Genomic DNA, 19113 nt, shown 5'->3' with positions numbered 1-19113 from the left:
CCAGCTCGCTGGCGAAAGCGGTGTCTCAGGCGACATCGATGTTGATTGATCCGCCGCTTTCGCCAGCAAGCTGGCTCCTACAGGTTTTGTGTTTGGAGGTCAGGCATTGGTCACCAGTTCCATCGGTGAGGTCAGGCTCCTTGTGGCGGGGTTGAGGATGAGTTGTGCGGCCTTTTCGGCAATCATCAGCGTCGGCGAACAGGTGTTGCCCGAGGTGATGCGCGGCATGATCGAGGCGTCGGCGATGCGCAGGCCGGGGATGCCGTGGACTTTCAATTCGGCATCGACCACCGCGTCCCCGTCGTTGCCCATGCGGCACGTACCGACCGGATGGAAAATCGTCGTACCAATTCGCGCGGCGGCTTCGTGCAGTTGTTCTTCGCTCTGCAAACTGTCACCGGGCAGGTATTCCACCGGTTTGAACGCTTGCAGGGCAGGCGCGGAAACGATGCGCCGGGTCAGGCGGATCGCATCGGCGGCGACGCGTAAATCTTCCGGATGGCTCAGGTAATTGGGTTGAATCAGCGGCGCGTCCTGCAGGTTGACCGAGCGAATGTCGATTCGCCCACGGCTTTGCGGACGCAGATCGCAGACCGACGCCGTGAAGGCCGGGAAGGCATGCAACGGCTCGCCGAAGCGCTCCAGCGACAGCGGCTGCACGTGGTATTCGAGGTTCGCCGAAGTCTGCTCCGGCCCCGAGCGGGCAAACGCACCGAGCTGACTCGGCGCCATGGACAGCGGGCCACTGCGGTCATACAGATAACGCAGCCCCATGCCGATCTTGCCCCACACACTGCCGGCGATCTGGTTCAGGGTGCGCGCGTTTTGCAGTTTGTAGATCAGCCGCAGTTGCAGGTGATCCTGCAAGTTGCCGCCCACACCGGGCAGCTCATGGGCCACACCGATACCCAGTTTTTCCAGGAGCGGGCGAGGGCCGATGCCGGAGCGTTGCAAGATGCTCGGCGAACCGACGGCACCCGCGCAAAGGACGATTTCCTTGCGCGCCTTGAAGGTTTTCGCCTGACCCTGCCAGCGTGCGCTGACCGCCGCTGCACGGCCGTTTTCCAGGAGCACGCGGTCGACTTCAACGTCGGTCAGCACGGTGAGATTGGGACGATGGCGGACCGGTTTGAGAAATGCCTTGGCCGCGTTCCAGCGAATCCCGGCCTTCTGATTGACCTGAAAGTAGCCGCAGCCTTCGTTGTCGCCCTGATTGAAGTCATCGATGCTGGCGATGCCGCTTTGTTCGGCCGCGCTGCGGAACGCATCGAGAATCGGCCAGGACAGTCGCTGGCGCTCGATCCGCCATTCCCCGGCGGCGCCGTGAAATTCGGAATCGCCGGCAAAATGATTTTCGCTTTTCTTGAACAGCGGCAGCACATCGTCCCAACGCCAGCCGGGATTGCCATCGGCTGCCCAACCATCGTAGTCGCCGGCCTGGCCGCGCATGTAGATCATGCCGTTGATTGAGGAGCAACCGCCGAGCACTTTGCCGCGCGGGTAACTCAGGGCGCGACCTTGCAGGCCTGCTTGCGCTTCGGTCTTGAAGCACCAGTCGGTGCGCGGGTTGCCGATGCAGAACAGGTAACCCACGGGGATGTGAATCCATGCGTAGTTATCGCGGCCGCCGGCTTCGAGCAGCAGGACCCGGTGTTGCGGGTTGGTCGACAATCGATTGGCCAGCAAACATCCCGCCGGCCCGGCCCCGACCACGATGTAATCGTATTCATCAAGGGAAGTCTGCATCCCTGACCTCGTATTGTTGTTCTTGTTGTCGATCATCCTAGTTGTTAGCTTTCGTCAAAAGAATGTTAGTTTTTGCGCAGCCGCTGTGCGTTTTTAAACAGCGTATCCCTAAGGACGGTTCATGTTCGATTGGAATGACCTGCGGTTTTTTCTTGAATTGCAGCGCAGCGGGCGTTTGCTCACCGCTGCCCGCCGTTTGAACACCACCCACGCCACCGTGGCCCGGCACATCGAGGCCATCGAAAAAAGCCTCGGCACGGCGCTGTTCGTCCAGCACGCCCAGGGTTATGAATTGACGCCAGCGGGTGAAGCGTTGCTCAAACACGCCGAAGCGATGGAGAACGTCGCCTTGCTGGCCCAGGAAGAGATCACCCAATCGACGGCGCCGCTGGGCAAGATTCGCGTGGGGGTGACCGAGGGCCTGGGCATCATGTTCCTCGCCAGTCGCATGAACGGTTTGTTCGAGCGCTATCCGGGGCTGGAAGTGGAGCTGGTGGCGGTGCCGCGATTTGTCAGCATCCTCAACCGCGAAGCGGAAATCAGCATCCACCTCGAACGCCCCGCAGCCGACATGCTGGTCACGCGCAAACTCACTGACTATCGCCTGGCGCTGTATGCCAGCCAGGCTTACCTCGACAGGGCGCCACCGTTGCGCAGCCGCGAAGACCTCGGGCGCCACGCGTGGATTGGCTATGTCGACGACTTGCTGTTCAGTCAGGAATTGATGTTCCTCAACAGCTTCTGCCGCAATCCGCAGGTGGTGTTCCACAGCACCAGCGTGATCGCCCAGCAACAGGCGGCGCGCTCGGGGCTGGGGATTGCGGTGCTGCCGTGCTACATGGCCAGCGCCGATCCGCAGCTGGTGCCGCTGTTGCCGGATGAAAGCATCCAGCGCAGCTACTGGATCAGCACCCGTCGCGAGCTGCACAAGTCCGTGCGGTTGCGGGTGTTGTGGGATTACGTGGTGGAGTTGTGTGAGCGAGAACAGGATCTACTGCGAGGCCCGGCTCCTACAGGGGATCGCGTGTTCAGGGGAGGATTTCGAAGGCCGTGCTGGCGAGGCGTTCGCCGTTCACCAGGATGTGCACTGCATGTTTGCCTGCGTAATGTCGGCGCGTCGTCAGTTCCTTGATGTGCTGACCACGGCTGAGGAGGGCGGTCGCATGGCCGGGCAGCGTCAATGCCTTGAGCTTGAACACCTTCGCCGAGGTGCTGCCATTGGCTTTGACGTAATCGATGGCGTAGTCGATCACCAGGCGCTGACTATCCTCGACCGTGGATTTAACGCTGAAGGACAAGGTGATTTTCTCCCCCAGGCCAATCACGGCCGGTTCAACGTTCACATCAATGATTTCGACCTCGGGCTTGCCGCCCGCGCCGATGATCGCCAGCGCCCGCTGGTTGCCCTGTTTGATCAGGCTGCGTAGTGCATGTCTGGCGATCCATGCGGTATGCCTGTTCTCCAGCGACCAGCCTTCGATCAGGTCCAGCACCCACTCGGGATGGTCCTTGGTGATGTCGTTGAGGTGGTTGGCCACCGACTTGCGCACGTAAAGGCTGGCGTCCGCCTTGAGGTTGTCGAGGATCGCGGCGGCGAGGCTCGGGTCGGCCTGAATCTGTTCCAGGCGAAATGACCACGGCAGGCGCGGGCGACAGCCTTCGCTGGCCAGGCGCCGGAGATGTTCGTTTTCATCCAGCGACCAATCGTGCATCACGGCCAACGCGCGCTTGAGGTCACTGCGCAGGAAATAGCGGATCGCGAATTCAGCAGAGCCGAATGTGGTGAAGTATTTGAGCGCAGCCATGGACGGCTCGAAAGCATGGGCGCCGTAAGTCGCGACGTAATGCGGCAGCGAGATGCTGACGAAACCGCTGTTCAGGCGCGGGGCGAGGGCGCGCAATACCTCCAGCGACTCGTCAAAACCCAGCGGCAGCACCGCGTGCAGAGATTCGCTGACCCGGGCCATGCGCTGCATGATCGACAGCTCGGCCAGCCCGTCGTTGGCCAGTTTCAGGAAGGCTTTGGCATTGAAGTCGGGGTAGACCGCGGTCATCTCGGTAGCGATGTGCTTGAGGCGCTCGGCGTTGAAGATTTCCTTCAGGGCGGGGGCGGGTTGGTCGGCAGCCATGGTGGATTCCTTTGACATGAGTATTTATCCAGATGCACCGCGTTATCGTTCATCGCTGGCAAGCCCGCGATGAGGTCCTCAAGTCTTGGCGGATTGTTCTTCAAGCTGATCCGACTCAAACAGCTTCGCCAGTTCCGCCCTGGCTTCCTGCGCGGTCTGCAACACCTTCGCCGCATCGTCATACACCGCATGCTGTGCTTCCAGCACTTGCTCGTCGTGATGCTGGAAACGCTTGATCCGCGCATCTGCCTGCGCTTGGGTCAGGCCCAATCCCACCAGCGTGCGCCGGCTCATTTCCAGGCTCGAATAATAGGTTTCCCGAATCGCCTCGGCCCCCAGGTCCACCAACCGGTGCACATGCTGACGGTTACGGGCGCGGGCGATGATCTTGATGTGCGGGTACAGCCGGTGCACGACCTCGGCGGTCTTGATGTTGGTGTCCGGGTCGTCGGTGGCGATGATGAAGTATTCCGCGTGCTCGATCTTGGCCGCGCTGAGGATTTCCGGGCGCATCGGGTCGCCGTAGAACACCGGCACGCCGCCAAAGCTGCGCGACAGTTCGATGGTTTCCACCGAGGTGTCGAGGGCGACGAACTTGATGTTCTGCGCGCGCAGGATACGGGCGACGATTTGCCCCATCCGGCCCATGCCGGCAATCACCACACGCGGCTCGTCGGTGTCGATCTCGCGGAATTTCTCCGGCACCACCACCGGCTGCACCTTGGGGCTGACCAGTCGCGCGCAGATCAGCAGCAACAACGGCGTCACCGCCATGGACAGGGTGATGGTCAGCACCAGCAGATCGTACAGGCGCGGTTCGAACAAATTCTGGTCGCGGCCGATCTTGAACACCACAAACGCAAACTCACCGCCCGCCGCCAGTACGATGCCGAGGCGAATCGCACTGACCTTGCCCAAACCGCCAGCCAGTCGTCCCACGACAAACAGCAGCGGCAGCTTGATGGCGATCAGCAACAGGGTCAGGCCCAGCACCGTGATCGGTGCGCTGAGCAGCAGGCTGAGATTCGCGCCCATGCCGACGCTGATGAAAAACAGCCCCAGCAGCAGACCCTTGAACGGTTCGATCTGCGCTTCCAGTTCGTGGCGGTATTCGGAATCCGCCAGCAGCAAACCGGCGAGGAACGCCCCTAGCGCCATCGATACGCCGACCAGATCCATCAGCCACGCCGTGCCGATCACCACCAGCAACGCAGTGGCGGTGGAAACCTCCGGCAGACCGGTGCGGGCCACCACACGGAACACCGGCCGCAGCAGATACCGTCCGCCGATCACCACCACGGCGATGCTGCCCAAAACGCGCAAGCCGTGGTTCAAATCCTCAGTCGCGGTGGTGGTGTGATCACCGCCCGCCAGCAACGGCACCATGGCGATCAGCGGGATCGCTGCGATGTCCTGGAACAGCAGAATCGCGAATGCCAGACGCCCATGGGGGCTGGTCAATTCCTTGCGTTCGGCCAGGCTTTGCAGGCCGAAGGCCGTGGAGGACAGTGCCAGGCCCAGTCCCAGCACAATCGCGCTGTTCAACGGCTGGCCAAACACGAACAGCGCCACCACGCCAATCACCGACCCGGTCAGCAGCACCTGCGCGAGACCGACGCCAAACACCGATTTGCGCATCACCCACAAGCGTCGCGGCGACAGCTCCAGGCCGATGATAAACAGCAGCAACACCACGCCGAGTTCGGAAATATGACTGACGCTTTGCGGGTTGCCGATCAGCCCCAGCACCGACGGCCCGATGATCACCCCGGCAAACAGATAACCCAGCACCGCCCCCAATTGCAGGCGCTTGGCTAAGGGGACGGTGAGCACCGCCGCGAACAGGAACACGACAGCGGCTTGCAACAGGTTGCCTTCATGGGGCATGGGGAAACTCCAGAACTCGGTACGGCGGGGGGTACAAGGATAAAGGCTGAGACGACGGGCGCAAGCCAGGCCTGCAATGATTGTATGAATGGCGCGAGTGCAACAATCGGGACTGTTTCAGTGCACTCGAAGTCCGATCAGGTTGATTCGACACGACTGTGGCTCAACCCCTGCTCACCCAGCCGATACTGATTATTCCCGCTGCGTTTGGCCGCATACATCGCCAGGTCCGCAATATGAATCAGCCGGTCCATGCTCGGCGCATGGTCCGGGAACACCGCGACGCCCAAGCTGGTGCCGATGTGGCGCTGGTCGTTGCCGATGGTGACGGGGGGAGAGAGTTCGACGAAGATTTTCTGGCAGATGTTGCGGGCTTCGTCTTGCAAACTGCCGCCTTGCGGCAGGCCCTGGAGGATGACCACGAATTCGTCGCCACCGATGCGGGCGACGGTGTCGGTTGAGCGCAGGATTCGCTTCAGGCGCGTGGCGGTGGTGACGAGTACGCGGTCGCCGGCGGCATGGCCATAGCGGTCGTTGATGGCCTTGAAACCATTGAGGTCGACGAACACCAGCGCTACTCGGGTGGCGGTGATACGGGCTTGTTCCAGCGCCTCGGACAAACGCTCTTCGAGCACCAGCCGGTTGGGCAGGCCGGTCAACGGGTCGAAATGGGCCAGGTGCTGCAGGTAACTGGCGGAGGCTTTTTCCTCGGTGATGTCGCGGACCACGCCCATCATCTTGATCGTTTCATCGTGGTTGTTTTTCACCACGTTGCCGGTCTCGCGCAACCAGCGGATGGTGCCGTCGGGCCAGATGACCCGGTATTCCTCGTCATGGTTCTCGCCGGTTTCAAGGCAACGCAGCTCACCGGCCCGCACCCTGACCCGGTCGTCGGGATGCACGCAGGCGCAAAACAAGGCGTAGGAGGGCGTCACTTCGCCGATCTTGAAGCCGAACATGCCGTAAATCGCGTCCGACCAGTAGAGCCGATCGGTGTCGACATCCCAGTCCCAGGTGCCGATGCGGGCGAAATACTGGCTGCGTTTGAAGCGTTCGGCGTCGCTGTCCTGATGGATGTTTTGTCGTTCGGACAGATGGGTGATGAGCACGCGATATTCGTCGAGCTGCTTTCGCAGCGAACGCTCGCGACAGATCAGCGCGATAATCAAGGCAAGCAGCAACGCGCAAATGGCTGCGCCGGTCCAGACATGAATCATGCAGAGGTTGCCGTCATGGCGTTTTGATTCCTATGGTAGGTGCTGCATATCTTAGTTCACGCCTAATGGTAGAAACAGGCCGTATGGGTTGCCAATCGCGCACGTTTCTGGGAAAACGGCGCCGTTACGTCCAATTGGGCGAGTGAACAATAGAGTGAACATGATGAATGATGAACTGCAGGTAATCGATCTTGAAGCGGGCGACGGCAAAGCTGCCGTCAAAGGTGCGCTGATCACCACCCAGTATCGTGGCTGGCTGGAAGACGGTAGCGAGTTCGATTCTTCCTACAGCCGGGGCAAACCTTTCCAGTGCGTGATCGGCACCGGACGCGTGATCAAGGGCTGGGATCAGGGGATCATGGGGATGCAGGTCGGTGGCAAGCGCAAATTGCTGGTGCCGGCGCATCTGGGCTATGGCGAGCGCACGATGGGGGCGATCCCGCCGAATTCGAACCTGATTTTCGAGATTGAATTGCTGGAAGTTTTGACGCGGGATGATTGATTGGCGCGTCAGTGGGGATGTGTCGTTTGTCATAACGCCATCGCCGGCAAGCCGGCTCCTACAAAGGGTGTTGTAGGAGCCGGCTTGCCAGCGATGAACGATAACGCGGTCGATCAGGCGTTCGGCGAATTGGGGCTAACCCTGAAACGTCTCCCGGTACGCATACAACCCCGGTGTCCCGCCCGTCATCACAAACAGCACGTTGTCCCCGGCGCGAAAACGTTCTTGCTTGAGATCCGCCACCAGGCCGGCAAACGCCTTGCCGGAGTACACCGGGTCGATCAACAAACCTTCGGCGCGAGCCATCAGTCGCACGGCGTCTTGCATGGCTTCGGTAGGCAGACCGTAACCTTCGCCCAACTGACTGCCGTCAACGACGATCTCTTCGGGTCGTACGCTGGTATTGCCGCCGAGTAATGCCAGCGTATCCTGAGTCAAATTCAGGGTACGGTTCGCTGACGATTCCCGATCCGACAACACCGAATAAGACTTGACCATCGAGGCCCCTCGGTCCAGCAACTGGAAGCCGGCCGCGAGCCCGGCGTGGGTGCCGGCGCTGCCGTTGGGCACCACGATCTGATTGAAGGCCAGGCCGAGTGCCGTCTCCTGCTGGGTGATTTCTGCGGCGCAACGCGCATAACCGAGACTGCCGAGGGGCGTTGAACCGCCCATGGGAATCACCAGCACCTTGTGCCCCGCGTCCCGAAGTTGCGCCGCGCGAGCCTCGGCCCGGGCGAGCGAGTCGGTGCCTCCCGCCAGCACTTGCAGTTGCGCGCCAAACAATTGGTCGAGCAGCACATTGCCGTTGAGTTCGTAATCCACATCAGTCTTGGGGACCGAGCGCGTCAGGATCAATTCGCAGGCGATGCCTAAACGTGCGCAGGCTGCGGCGGTCAGGCGTGCATGGTTGGACTGCACGCCGCCGACGGTAATGACCGTATCAATGCCGGCCTGCTGCGCCGCACCAATATGGAATTCGAGTTTGCGCAGTTTGTTGCCGCCACCGCCGAGCACCATATGATCGTCGCGCTTGAGAAACAGGCGAATTCCTCGCGTCCCCAGGCCCAACAGCTGTTCGAGGCGTTCGGCTCGTTGAATGGGCGTGGGGCCTTGCAGAAGGTCTGCTCGCGCAAAAGCGCTCAGGGCTTTGTCCAGTTGGGTTTGCATCGATGGCGTCTCGCTGACGTTTATCAGAGTGACTCTAGGGAGAAAGTCACTCGCGATAAACGCATTGCCAGTCATTACACCCTTAACCTGATGTAACAAATGTGCAGACATGCACTTCACGAGAACAGCGGGATTCGGCCATTCAAGGAAGGGCGGTAGCGCCAGGTCAATCGCTCCAGCGCGGGTTTCAATGCCAGAATCTGCGCCAGCGTGGCGCTGGCGATACACATGGCCAGCACCTGCCCCGGGCATTGATGACGACCGGCTCCGAAGGTGAAACTGCGTCGCTGCGGGCGTTCGAGCATGAATGCATCAGGCTGCTCATTGAACTGCGGATCGCGATTTGCCGACGCCAGCATCACCAGGATCACATCGCCCGCATTGAAGTTCATACCCTCGATTTCACAGGATGCGGCGACGAAGCGACGGGTGTTCTGTACCGGCGGATCGAAGCGCTGGACTTCGGCCAGCAGGGCGTCAATGTTGATCGAATCGTTCAGCCACTGCGGATGTCGAATCAACGCCAGTAACGCACTGCCGATCAGCCCGGCGGTGGCTTCATAGGTTTGGGAGAACAGGCCGATGAGGTTGGCAGTCAGGGCTTCGCTGTCGTCGGAGGTTGCCGAAAACCGCTGGCGGATACCGGCAAGAAGGGCGCTTTGATTGTCCGGGTCGTCCAGCAACTCAATGAAATAACCGCGCAACTGTTCCGCCGCCGCATGGGCAGCGTCCAGGTGTGCCTGAGCGCTGAGGGGCGACAGGCACGCGACGAAATCCCCGGTCAGCTCGCTGATCACCCGAGCCTGTGCGGGCGAAAACCCCAGCAACGCCGCCACAACACACACCGGGCCAAGGAACATTGCCTTGTGCAGCCCTTCGGCGTCGGGGCTGAGCAGCCGCGCGCCGACCAACGCGTTGACTTCCTCCCCGTCAATAAGCGCCAGCCCCGGCTGGATCGCCGATCTTGGGCAACGCTGGCGTTCGCCCTCGTTCATCCGCATCAACTGACTGAAGACCTTGCCGGCCATGCCACTGGCAATGGCCTTGGGCACGGGTTCGTGAGTCGGCCGCACGTGACAGTCAGGATGCGCCAGCACCGCCGCCACCGCTTTGGCGCTACTGGCCACCCACAGTTTCAGTCCCTGGTGAAAAACCAGTCCGCCTTGAGCGCGCAGTTGCGCGTAATAAGGATAAGGATCGGCATGAGTCGCAGCGATGATCGGGTCCATGGGTCGCAGCCTTGTTCGTGGTGGGAGAAGTGTTGCTACTATCTCCAGTCCGAAAAGGGCTTGATTCGTCCGGGAGCGAAATATGAACGCAGAACCACACGACCTCGGTGTTTCACAGGTGGCGGCGGCCATTGCCGAACCGGCCCGGACCAGAATGTTGTGTTCTTTGATGGATGGCCACGCCCGCACCAGCACTGAGTTGGCGGCGATTGCCGAAGTCAGCGCTTCCACTGCCAGCGCGCATCTGGCCAAACTCAAGGACCTGGCGCTGCTGCGTCTGCATGTTCAAGGGCGTCATCGCTATTACAGCCTCGCGGACAAACGCGTGGCCCATGCGCTGGAAGCGTTGATGGTGATCGGCCAGAACACCGCGCCGACGTTCAACCCACGCACCCCGGACCGTCTGCAATTTGCCCGCACGTGCTACGACCACATGGCCGGCACGCTGGCGGTGTTGCTGCATGACCGGCTGCTGGAAAAAGGCTGGTTGCTGGAAACCGATGAGCTGGCTTATCGGCTGAGTGACAGCGGCGAGGCGTTGTTCGAAGGGCTGGGCATTGAAGTCAACGACCTGACCACGCAGCGCCGACGGTTTGCCTGCCCGTGCCTGGACTGGAACATGCGCCGACCGCATCTGGGTGGTTCGTTGGGCGCGGCGTTGCTGCAAACGGCGATCAAGCGCAAATGGGTGACGCAGGATCTGGACAGCCGGGCGCTGACGTTGACCGAGTTGGGCCGCAAGGAAATCGGCGCCCGGTTTGACCTGAAGCAAAGTCTGCCCGTCGGCGCGCTGATTCCGGGATTGATCACCCAGGCCGGTCAGGCCAGCGGCATCAAGGGCAGGGGGGGCAAGCGGATCACACTGGCAAACGGAGTTCCTGACACGGATTCTCGGGAAACACAGAACCTGTAGGAGCCAGCTTGCTGGCGATGAGCTCAAGTGCGTCGCGGTGAACCAGTCCGTACGCGTTATCGTTAACGACCATCGCCAGCAAGCTGGCTCCTACAATGGACCGGGCTAAGCCAGTGAAAGCCCCAAAAAAAAAGCCCCCCATCGCCAAGACGATGGGGGGCTTGGATGCAGCAGAGGTCAGATCAAACCTTGACGATCCAGCCTGCTGGCGCTTCGATCTCACCGGTTTGCACGCCAGTCAGCTCTTTGTAGAGCTTCTGGGTGACCGGGCCGACCTCGGTTTCGCTGTGGAACACGTGCAGGTGGTCGTTGTAGCTGATACCGCCGATCGGGGTGATCACGGCAGCCGTACCGCAAGCGCCGGCTTCCTTGAAGTCGGACAGCTTGTCGATGAACACGTCACCTTCAACCACTTCCAGGCCCAGACGCGTCTTGGCCAGTTCGATCAACGACAGACGGGTGATGCCCGGCAGTACCGACGGCGAGTTCGGGGTGACGAACTTGTTGTCGTGGGTGATCCCGAAGAAGTTGGCCGAACCGACTTCCTCGATTTTGGTGTGGGTCATCGGGTCCAGGTAGATGCAGTCGGCAAAATGCGCCTTCTTGGCCTGGGAACCAGGCATCAGGCTGGCGGCGTAGTTGCCACCGACCTTGGCTGCGCCGGTGCCTTGTGGGGCGGCACGGTCGTAGCTGGAGATCAGGAAGTTGTGCGGAGTCAGGCCACCTTTGAAGTAAGCGCCGACCGGGATGCAGAAGATCGAAAAGATGAACTCGGGTGCGGTACGCACGCCGATGTTGTCACCCACGCCGATCACGAACGGACGCAAGTACAGCGCGCCGCCGGTGCCGTAAGGCGGGATGAAACGCTCGTTGGCGCGGACCACTTCCTTGCACGCTTCGATGAACTGCTCGGTCGACACATGCGGCATCAGCAGGCGGGCACAGCTGCGCTGCATGCGGGCGGCGTTCTGGTCCGGGCGGAACAGGTTGATCGAACCGTCCTTGCAACGGTAGGCCTTCAGGCCTTCGAAGCATTGCTGGCCATAGTGAAGGGCAGTCGAGCCTTCGCTGATGTGCAGCACATTGTCTTCGGTCAGGGTGCCTTTGTCCCACTCGCCATTACGCCAGTGCGACAGATAGCGCTTGTCTGTCTTGATGTAATCAAAACCCAGCTTGTCCCAATTGATGCTTTCGTTACCCATGACACCCTCTATCACTTAACAACCGTCGAAACGGTTCAAGGCTTCTGACGTTTTTTGGATGGGGACAACAATACTTCATTCCGGGCCCAATTCGCAGCCCGGAATGCATTCCTTGTAGGAGCCGGCTTGCCGGCGATCGATACGACTCGGTGTGCCAGATATACCGCCATCGCCGGCAAGCCGGCTCCTACAGGTTCGGCGTACGCTTTGTTTTACAGGTGCAGCGCGTGGCCAAGAGCCCGCAACGCCGCTTCCTGGACGGCTTCGCCCAAGGTCGGATGCGCATGGATGGTGCCGGCGATGTCTTCCAGTCGGGCGCCCATTTCCAGGCTTTGGCCAAACGCGGTCGACAATTCCGAAACACCCACGCCAACGGCCTGCCAGCCAACAATCACGTGATTGTCCCGACGAGCGACCACTCGCACGAAGCCACTTTTCGATTCCAGCGTCATCGCCCGGCCATTGGCCGCGAACGGGAAGCTTGAAACGATGCAGTCCAGACCCGCCGCCTTGACCTCGTCCGGGGTCTTGCCGACCACCACCAGTTCCGGGTCGGTGAAGCACACGGCAGCGATAGCCGTCGGGTTGAATTCGCGGGTTTTACCGCTGATCAGTTCGGCCACCATCTCGCCCTGAGCCATGGCCCGGTGCGCAAGCATCGGTTCACCGCTGAGGTCGCCGATGGCGTAGACGTTGCGCATGCTGGTCTGGCAACGGTTGTCGATCTTGATCGCCGAGCCGTTCATGTCCAGATTCAGCGCTTCGAGGTTCCAGCCCTGGGTGTTGGGTTTGCGGCCAACGGCAACCAGCACCTGATCGGTTTCCAGGTTCAGGGTCTCGCCGTTCGGTTCCAGAACCTGCAATGTATTGTTATTAGAATCAAAGCCTTGGACGCTGTGCTTCAAGTAAAGCTTCACGCCGAGTTTTTTCAATTCATCATGAACAGGCTGGGTCAGTTCAGCGTCGTAGGCCGGCAGGATGCGATCCTGTGCCTCGACCACGCTGACGTCGGCGCCGAGCTTGCGATAGGCAATCCCCAGTTCCAGACCGATGTAACCGCCACCCACCACCACCAGCCGTTTCGGTACCGATGTTGGTGCCAAGGCTTCGGTTGAGGAAATGATCGGCCCGCCAATCGGCAGCATCGGCAGGTTGACGCTTTTCGACCCGGTGGCGAGCACCAGGTGTTCGCACTGAATACGCGTGTCGCCGACTTCTACGGTTTTACCATCGATAACTTTCGCAAAACCTTGAATAACCTGAATTTTGTTCTTTTTCAGCAGCGCCGAAACGCCAGTGGTCAGACGATCAACGATGCCGTCCTTCCACTCGACGCTTTTGCTGATATCGAGGGTCGGCGCCGAGACGCTGATGCCCAACGCAGAATGTTTGCTGTGGTGCTGCGTCTGGTGGAACTGCTCGGCAACGTGGATCAACGCTTTCGACGGGATGCAGCCGATGTTCAGGCAAGTACCGCCCAACGATTCGCCTTCCACCAGAATGGTCGAGATGCCCAGCTGACCGGCACGGATCGCCGTCACATAACCGCCAGGGCCGCCGCCGATGATCAGCAGCGTGGTGTTCAAAATCTGCATGCCTTACTCCACAAACAAGGTAGCGGGTTGTTCGAGCAAGCCACGAACGGCCTGGATGAATTGCGCCGCGTCCATGCCATCGACCACGCGGTGATCGAAGGAACTGGAGAGGTTCATCATCTTGCGGATCACGATCTGGCCTTTGACCACCATCGGGCGTTCGACGATTTTGTTGACGCCGACGATCGCCACTTCCGGCAGGTTCAGCACCGGGGTGCTGACGATTCCGCCCAATGCGCCGAGGCTGGTCAGGGTGATGCTCGAGCCGGACAATTCATCGCGGCTTGCCTTGCCGTTACGCGCGGCGTTGGCCAAGCGGGAGATTTCGGCGGCGTTGTCCCACAGGCTGCGGGCTTCGGCGTGACGCACCACGGGCACCATCAAACCGATGTCGGCTTGAGTGGCGATGCCCACATGCACCGCGCCGAGGCGGGTGATGACCTGGGCTTCGTCGTCGTAACGGGCGTTGATCTGTGGGAAGTCGCGCAGGGCGACAACCAACGCACGGACCAAAAATGGCAACAGGGTCAGCTTGCCACGGGTCGCACCGTGTTTTTCGTTCAGGTGCGCACGCAGTTCTTCCACGGCCGTGACGTCGACTTCTTCGACATAACTGAAGTGGGCGGCGCGCTGAGTGGCGTCCTGCATGCGCTGGGCGATCTTGCGGCGCATGCCGATCACCGGGATCTGCTCTTCGTTGTTACGCTGGGCGTAAGCGGCAGTGGCAGTCGTAGCATTCGACTGACCTTGCGCCAGATAGGCGTCCAGGTCTTCGTGCAGCACGCGACCGGCAGGGCCGGTGCCACGCACCATGCGCAATTGAATGCCGAGGTCCAGTGCATGTTTGCGCACGGCCGGGGAGGCCAGCGGACGCTCGTCAGCTTCGCGAGCCACCATCGGGCCCTGGCAGACGGCCGCTCGCGGCGCTGCGGCAGGAGCCGGTTTGGTTGCCACAACAGCTTCGACTTTGGGTGCCGGTGCTTCTTTCGCGGCTGCAACCGCAGGCTGGGCCGACTCTTTAACGTTGCCCGCGCCTTCAACTTCAATGCTGATCAGGATGCTGCCAACCGCCATGACTTCGCCGGGTACGCCGCCCAGCGAAATGACCTTGCCGTGAACTGGCGAAGGGATGTCGACCATCGCCTTGTCGGTCATGACATCGGCCAGCACCTGATCTTCGACGACCATGTCGCCGACTTTGACGTGCCATACCGACAGTTCAACTTCTGCAATGCCTTCACCAATGTCCGGCATTTTAATAACGTGCGTGCCCATTCAGACCTCCATAACCCGATGCAAAGCCGCGCCCACTCGGGACGGACCAGGGAAATACGCCCACTCTTGCGCGTGCGGGTAGGGGGTGTCCCAACCGGTGACGCGTTCGATCGGCGCTTCCAGGTAGTGGAAGCAATGCTCTTGCACCAGGGCAGCCAGTTCGGCACCGAAACCGCAGGTGCGGGTCGCTTCGTGAACGATCACGCAGCGGCCGGTTTTCTTCACGGACTTGGTGATGGTTTCCAGGTCCAGCGGCCACAGGCTGCGCAGGTCGATGACTTCAGCGTCGATACCGGTTTCTTCAGCGGCAACCTGCGACACATAAACGGTGGTGCCGTAAGTCAGGATGGTCACGTCCTTGCCCGGACGGGTGATGGCGGCGACGTCCAGTGGCACGGTGTAGTAACCGTCCGGGACTTGCGCGGCCGGGTGTTTCGACCATGGCGTGACCGGACGTTCGTGGTGACCATCGAACGGGCCGTTGTACAGGCGTTTTGGCTCCAGGAAGATCACCGGGTCATCGTTTTCGATGGAGGCGATCAGCAAGCCCTTGGCGTCGTACGGGTTGGACGGCATCACCGTGCGCAAGCCGCAGACCTGAGTAAACATCGCCTCGATACTCTGGCTGTGCGTCTGGCCGCCGTAGATGCCGCCGCCGCAAGGCATGCGCAGGGTCATCGGGGCGGTGAACTCGCCGGCCGAGCGATAACGCAGGCGGGCGGCTTCGGAAATGATCTGGTCCGACGCCGGGTACACGTAGTCGGCGAACTGGATCTCGGCCACCGGACGCAAACCGTAGGCGCCCATGCCCACGGCAACGCCGACGATGCCGCTTTCGGAGATCGGCGCATCGAACACGCGGGAGGTGCCGTACTTGTTCTGCAAGCCTTCGGTGCAACGGAACACGCCGCCGAAGTAGCCAACGTCCTGACCAAACACCACGACGTTGTCGTCACGTTCAAGCATCACATCCATGGCCGAGCGCAGGGCCTGGATCATGGTCATGGTGGTCGTGGTCATGGCGGTTTCCGGTTGAATATTGTTGTTGTGATCGTTCATGTCAGATCCCCAACTCTTGACGCTGGCGCTTCAAGTGCTCCGGCATCTCTTTATAAACGTCTTCGAACATGGTCGCGGCGCTCGGAATCTGGCCGCCGGCGAGGGTGCCGTACTGCTCGGCTTCTTTCTGCGCGGCGATCACTTCGGCTTCCAGTTCGGCGCTGACGGCGACGTGTTCCTCTTCGGACCAGTGACCGATTTTCACCAGGTGCTGCTTCAGGCGCGCAATCGGGTCGCCCAATGGGAAGTGGCTCCAGTCGTCGGCAGGACGGTATTTGGACGGATCATCGGAGGTCGAGTGCGGGCCGGCGCGGTAGGTGACCCATTCGATCATGGTCGGGCCAAGGTTGCGGCGGGCGCGCTCGGCAGCCCAGGCGGAAGCGGCGTAGACCGCGTAGAAATCGTTACCGTCGACGCGCAGGGAGGCAATGCCGCAACCGACGCCACGACCGGCGAACGTAGTTGCTTCACCACCGGCAATTGCCTGGAAGGTGGAGATGGCCCATTGGTTGTTGACCACGTTGAGGATCACCGGCGCGCGGTACACGTGGGCGAAGGTCAGGGCGGTGTGGAAGTCCGACTCGGCAGTGGCGCCGTCGCCGATCCAGGCCGAGGCGATTTTGGTGTCGCCCTTGATCGCCGAGGCCATGCCCCAGCCGACAGCCTGGACGAATTGGGTGGCGAGGTTGCCGGAAATGGTGAAGAAACCGGCTTCCTTGACCGAGTACATGATCGGCAACTGACGGCCCTTGAGCGGATCGCGCTCGTTGGACAGCAACTGGCAGATCAGGTCCACCAGCGGCACTTCACGTGCCATCAGGATGCTTTGCTGGCGGTAGGTCGGGAAGCACATGTCGTCGATGTTCAAGGCCAGGGCCTGGGCGCTGCCGATGGCTTCTTCGCCAAGGCTTTGCATGTAGAACGACATTTTTTTCTGACGCTGGGCGACCACCATGCGGTTGTCGTAGATCCGCGTCTTGAGCATGGCGCGCATGCCTTTACGCAGGATCTCTACCGGTACGCCTTCGGCCCACGGGCCCAAGGCATTGCCCTGATCGTCGAGCACGCGAATCAGGCCGCGGGCCAGATCGGCCGTGTCGGCGGGTTCAACGTCGATTGGGGGTTTGCGCACCGTGCCGGCATCGGTCAGATGCAGGTAGGAGAAGTCGGTTTTACAGCCGGGACGGCCCGAGGGTTCAGGGACGTGCAGGCGCAGCGGTTCATACGCTTGGTTCATGGCTTCTACGCTCGATCTTGTGAATTTCTTGTAGTGAGCTGACCGTCATTCCACGTGTTATGGAAATCTTGTCCTACAAACATCATAGGCCCGGCGCAGGAGAATATTTATCTGTGTTTCGTTGCGTTGGTGGTCATTTGAGGTTAAAAAATCTGCATAAACAAAAATAACAGGTGGTTTTTTCTCATGCGCAAATTGGACCGTACCGATATCGGCATTCTCAACAGCCTTCAAGAGAACGCGCGCATCACCAACGCCGACCTCGCACGCTCGGTGAATCTGTCGCCGACGCCGTGCTTCAACCGGGTCAAGGCGATGGAAGAATTGGGACTGATTCGCGAACAAGTGACGCTGCTGGATGCCGACCTGTTGGGGCTGCATGTGAATGTGTTCATTCATGTCAGCCTGGAGAAACAGGTGGAGGAGGCGTTGCAGCATTTCGAGGAAGCGATCTCGGATCGTCCGGAAGTGATGGAGTGCTATTTGATGGCGGGTGATCCGGATTATCTGATCCGGGTGCTGGTGCCGACCATTCAGTCGCTGGAGCGTTTCATGATGGACTTCCTCACCAAAGTGCCCGGTGTGGCGAACATCCGCTCAAGCTTTGCGCTGAAGCAAGTGCGCTATAAAACCGCGCTGCCGCTGCCGGCGAATGGATTGACCCTGACCAATTGACCGCCCCCCCAAACACCACAAAACCTGTAGGAGCCGGCTTGCTGGCGATGGCGACTCCGAAGCCGCCATCGCCAGCAAGCTGGCTCCTACAGGTTTTGTGGTGGGGGCGGTTTGGTGTGACACCGCGCAATTGTAGGAGCCTGGCTTGCCAGCGATGGCGGCTTTGGAATCGCCATCGCCAGCAAGCCGGCTCCTACAGGTTTTGTGGTGGGGGCGGGTTGGTGTGACACCGCGTATTTGTAGGAGCCTGGCTTGCCAGCGATGGCGGCTTCGGGATCGCCATCGCCAGCAAGCTGGCTCCTACAAAGGGGTCAGAGTTTGTTCAGGGGGATTTTCAGGTAGGTGACGCCGTTTTCCTCGGGCGGCGGCAAATTCCCGGCTCGTACGTTGACCTGAATCGCCGGCAACAACAGCGTCGGCATGCCCAGCCCCGCATCGCGCCGGATGCGCATGGCGACGAATGCCGCTTCGTCGATGCCGTCATGGATGTGGATGTTGCTCTTGCGCTGCTCGCCCACCGTGGTCTGGCACTGGGGTTTGCGATTTTCAGGCGGATAGTCGTGGCAAACGTAAAGCCGCACGCTGGCCGGAAACGCCAGCAGCTTCTGGATCGAGGCGAACAATTGATTGGCATTCCCGCCGGGAAAGTCGCAGCGCGCAGTGCCGACATCCGGCATGAACAACGTATCGCCCACCAGAATGACGCTGCTGTCGATCAAATAGGCCATGTCCGCCGGCGTGTGACCGGGTACGTGCAGCGCCGTGGCCCTGAGGTTGCCGATCATGAACGATTCGTCTGGGGCGAACAGGTGATCGAACTGCGAACCGTCCACGGCAAATTCCGGTTCAAGGTTGAACAGGCCTTTGAACACGCCCTGCACCTTGCTGATCGATTGACCAATCGCAATCCTGCCGCCCAGCTCGCGACGCAGATAAGGCGCGGCAGACATGTGATCGGCGTGGGCGTGGGTTTCCAGCAGCCATTGCACCTGCAACTGATGTTCACCCACGAAGGCGATGATTTTATCGGCCTGGGTGGTGGCGGTGCGCCCGGCGGCCGGGTCGTAGTCGAGCACCGGGTCGACGATTGCACACTGGCTGCCGTCGGCCTCGTAAACGACGTAACTGTAGGTCGATGAGGCGGGGTCGAGGAAGGCTTCAATCAAGGCGGGCATGGTGGCCGTTTCTTTTGGGACAGGTGTTCAGGGTAGTTTCATTTTCCCTGCGCTGACCAGCCCCGATCAATTCAATGCAGGAAAAAAGCTGCGCGGGCTCTATCC

At 60.7% G+C, this 19113-nt stretch carries 15 protein-coding genes and 1 pseudogene; 4 read left to right on the top strand and 12 right to left on the bottom strand.

Going from position 1 to position 19113, the window contains the following annotated elements; translation table 11 throughout:
* Positions 1–99: 99 nt before the first annotated feature.
* Positions 100–1746 carry a GMC family oxidoreductase gene (locus KGB24_RS22280; protein ID WP_223416313.1) on the bottom strand — a complete coding sequence of 549 codons (1647 nt, stop codon included), beginning with the start codon at positions 1744–1746 and terminating at the stop codon, positions 100–102.
* A 121-nt stretch (positions 1747–1867) separates the two neighbouring features.
* On the opposite strand from KGB24_RS22280, the pseudogene KGB24_RS22275 reads away from it, so the two are divergent.
* Positions 1868–2758: pseudogene (locus KGB24_RS22275) on the top strand (LysR family transcriptional regulator); the annotation flags it as partial.
* A 16-nt stretch (positions 2759–2774) separates the two neighbouring features.
* Here KGB24_RS22275 and KGB24_RS22270 read toward each other — a convergent pair.
* From KGB24_RS22270 to KGB24_RS22260, 3 genes are all read right to left on the bottom strand, one after another.
* Positions 2775–3875 (bottom strand): DNA alkylation repair protein, encoded by a 1101-nt coding sequence (locus KGB24_RS22270; protein WP_223416315.1) that lies wholly within the window; start codon positions 3873–3875, stop codon positions 2775–2777.
* Between the two features lie 78 nt (positions 3876–3953).
* Positions 3954–5762 carry a monovalent cation:proton antiporter-2 (CPA2) family protein gene (locus KGB24_RS22265; protein ID WP_223416316.1) on the bottom strand — a complete coding sequence of 603 codons (1809 nt, stop codon included), beginning with the start codon at positions 5760–5762 and terminating at the stop codon, positions 3954–3956.
* A 137-nt stretch (positions 5763–5899) separates the two neighbouring features.
* Positions 5900–6979, bottom strand: a complete 1080-nt coding sequence (locus tag KGB24_RS22260) for a sensor domain-containing diguanylate cyclase (protein WP_008035634.1) — start codon at positions 6977–6979, stop codon at positions 5900–5902.
* A 163-nt stretch (positions 6980–7142) separates the two neighbouring features.
* Between KGB24_RS22260 and KGB24_RS22255 the strand changes: the two genes are divergently transcribed.
* The gene (locus KGB24_RS22255) at positions 7143–7481 is read left to right on the top strand and encodes an FKBP-type peptidyl-prolyl cis-trans isomerase (RefSeq protein WP_032832522.1); all 339 of its coding nucleotides are present in this window, start codon (positions 7143–7145) and stop codon (positions 7479–7481) included.
* A gap of 135 nt (positions 7482–7616) precedes the next feature.
* Here KGB24_RS22255 and KGB24_RS22250 read toward each other — a convergent pair whose 3' ends face one another.
* The gene (locus KGB24_RS22250; protein WP_223416317.1) at positions 7617–8648 is read right to left on the bottom strand and encodes a D-cysteine desulfhydrase family protein; all 1032 of its coding nucleotides are present in this window, start codon (positions 8646–8648) and stop codon (positions 7617–7619) included.
* Positions 8649–8764: 116 nt separating this feature from the next.
* Positions 8765–9877, bottom strand: a complete 1113-nt coding sequence (locus tag KGB24_RS22245; protein ID WP_223416318.1) for a cytochrome P450 — start codon at positions 9875–9877, stop codon at positions 8765–8767.
* Positions 9878–9959: 82 nt separating this feature from the next.
* On the opposite strand from KGB24_RS22245, the gene KGB24_RS22240 reads away from it, so the two are divergent.
* Complete coding sequence (locus tag KGB24_RS22240) at positions 9960–10790, top strand: ArsR/SmtB family transcription factor (RefSeq protein ID WP_223416319.1); 831 nt, start codon at positions 9960–9962, stop codon at positions 10788–10790.
* 182 nt (positions 10791–10972) lie between these two features.
* Here the strand turns inward: KGB24_RS22240 and KGB24_RS22235 are convergent, their stop codons facing one another.
* The 5 genes from KGB24_RS22235 to KGB24_RS22215 form a co-directional block, all read right to left on the bottom strand.
* A complete protein-coding gene (locus tag KGB24_RS22235) occupies positions 10973–11992 on the bottom strand; it encodes a branched-chain amino acid aminotransferase (RefSeq protein WP_008034076.1) in 1020 nt (339 codons plus the stop codon).
* Between the two features lie 212 nt (positions 11993–12204).
* Positions 12205–13587: a dihydrolipoyl dehydrogenase gene (gene lpdA / locus KGB24_RS22230; protein WP_192416574.1), complete on the bottom strand. Its 1383-nt coding sequence runs from the start codon at positions 13585–13587 to the stop codon at positions 12205–12207.
* A 3-nt stretch (positions 13588–13590) separates the two neighbouring features.
* Positions 13591–14862 carry a dihydrolipoamide acetyltransferase family protein gene (locus tag KGB24_RS22225; RefSeq protein WP_223416320.1) on the bottom strand — a complete coding sequence of 424 codons (1272 nt, stop codon included), beginning with the start codon at positions 14860–14862 and terminating at the stop codon, positions 13591–13593.
* Positions 14863–15921, bottom strand: a complete 1059-nt coding sequence (locus tag KGB24_RS22220; RefSeq protein WP_008034069.1) for an alpha-ketoacid dehydrogenase subunit beta — start codon at positions 15919–15921, stop codon at positions 14863–14865.
* A 1-nt stretch (position 15922) separates the two neighbouring features.
* Positions 15923–17158, bottom strand: a complete 1236-nt coding sequence (locus KGB24_RS22215; RefSeq protein WP_008034068.1) for a 3-methyl-2-oxobutanoate dehydrogenase (2-methylpropanoyl-transferring) subunit alpha — start codon at positions 17156–17158, stop codon at positions 15923–15925.
* A 186-nt stretch (positions 17159–17344) separates the two neighbouring features.
* On the opposite strand from KGB24_RS22215, the gene bkdR reads away from it, so the two are divergent.
* A complete protein-coding gene (bkdR, locus tag KGB24_RS22210; protein WP_008034067.1) occupies positions 17345–17833 on the top strand; it encodes a Bkd operon transcriptional regulator BkdR in 489 nt (162 codons plus the stop codon).
* A 311-nt stretch (positions 17834–18144) separates the two neighbouring features.
* On the opposite strand, the gene KGB24_RS22205 is transcribed toward bkdR, so the two are convergent.
* Positions 18145–19008, bottom strand: a complete 864-nt coding sequence (locus tag KGB24_RS22205; protein WP_223416321.1) for an MBL fold metallo-hydrolase — start codon at positions 19006–19008, stop codon at positions 18145–18147.
* Positions 19009–19113: the final 105 nt, after the last annotated feature.

This window comes from Pseudomonas sp. BF-RE-25, from assembly GCF_019956105.1.
In the GTDB taxonomy this organism is placed as follows: Bacteria; Pseudomonadota; Gammaproteobacteria; order Pseudomonadales; family Pseudomonadaceae; genus Aquipseudomonas; species Aquipseudomonas migulae.
This window is presented reverse-complemented; position numbering and strand designations above follow the sequence as displayed.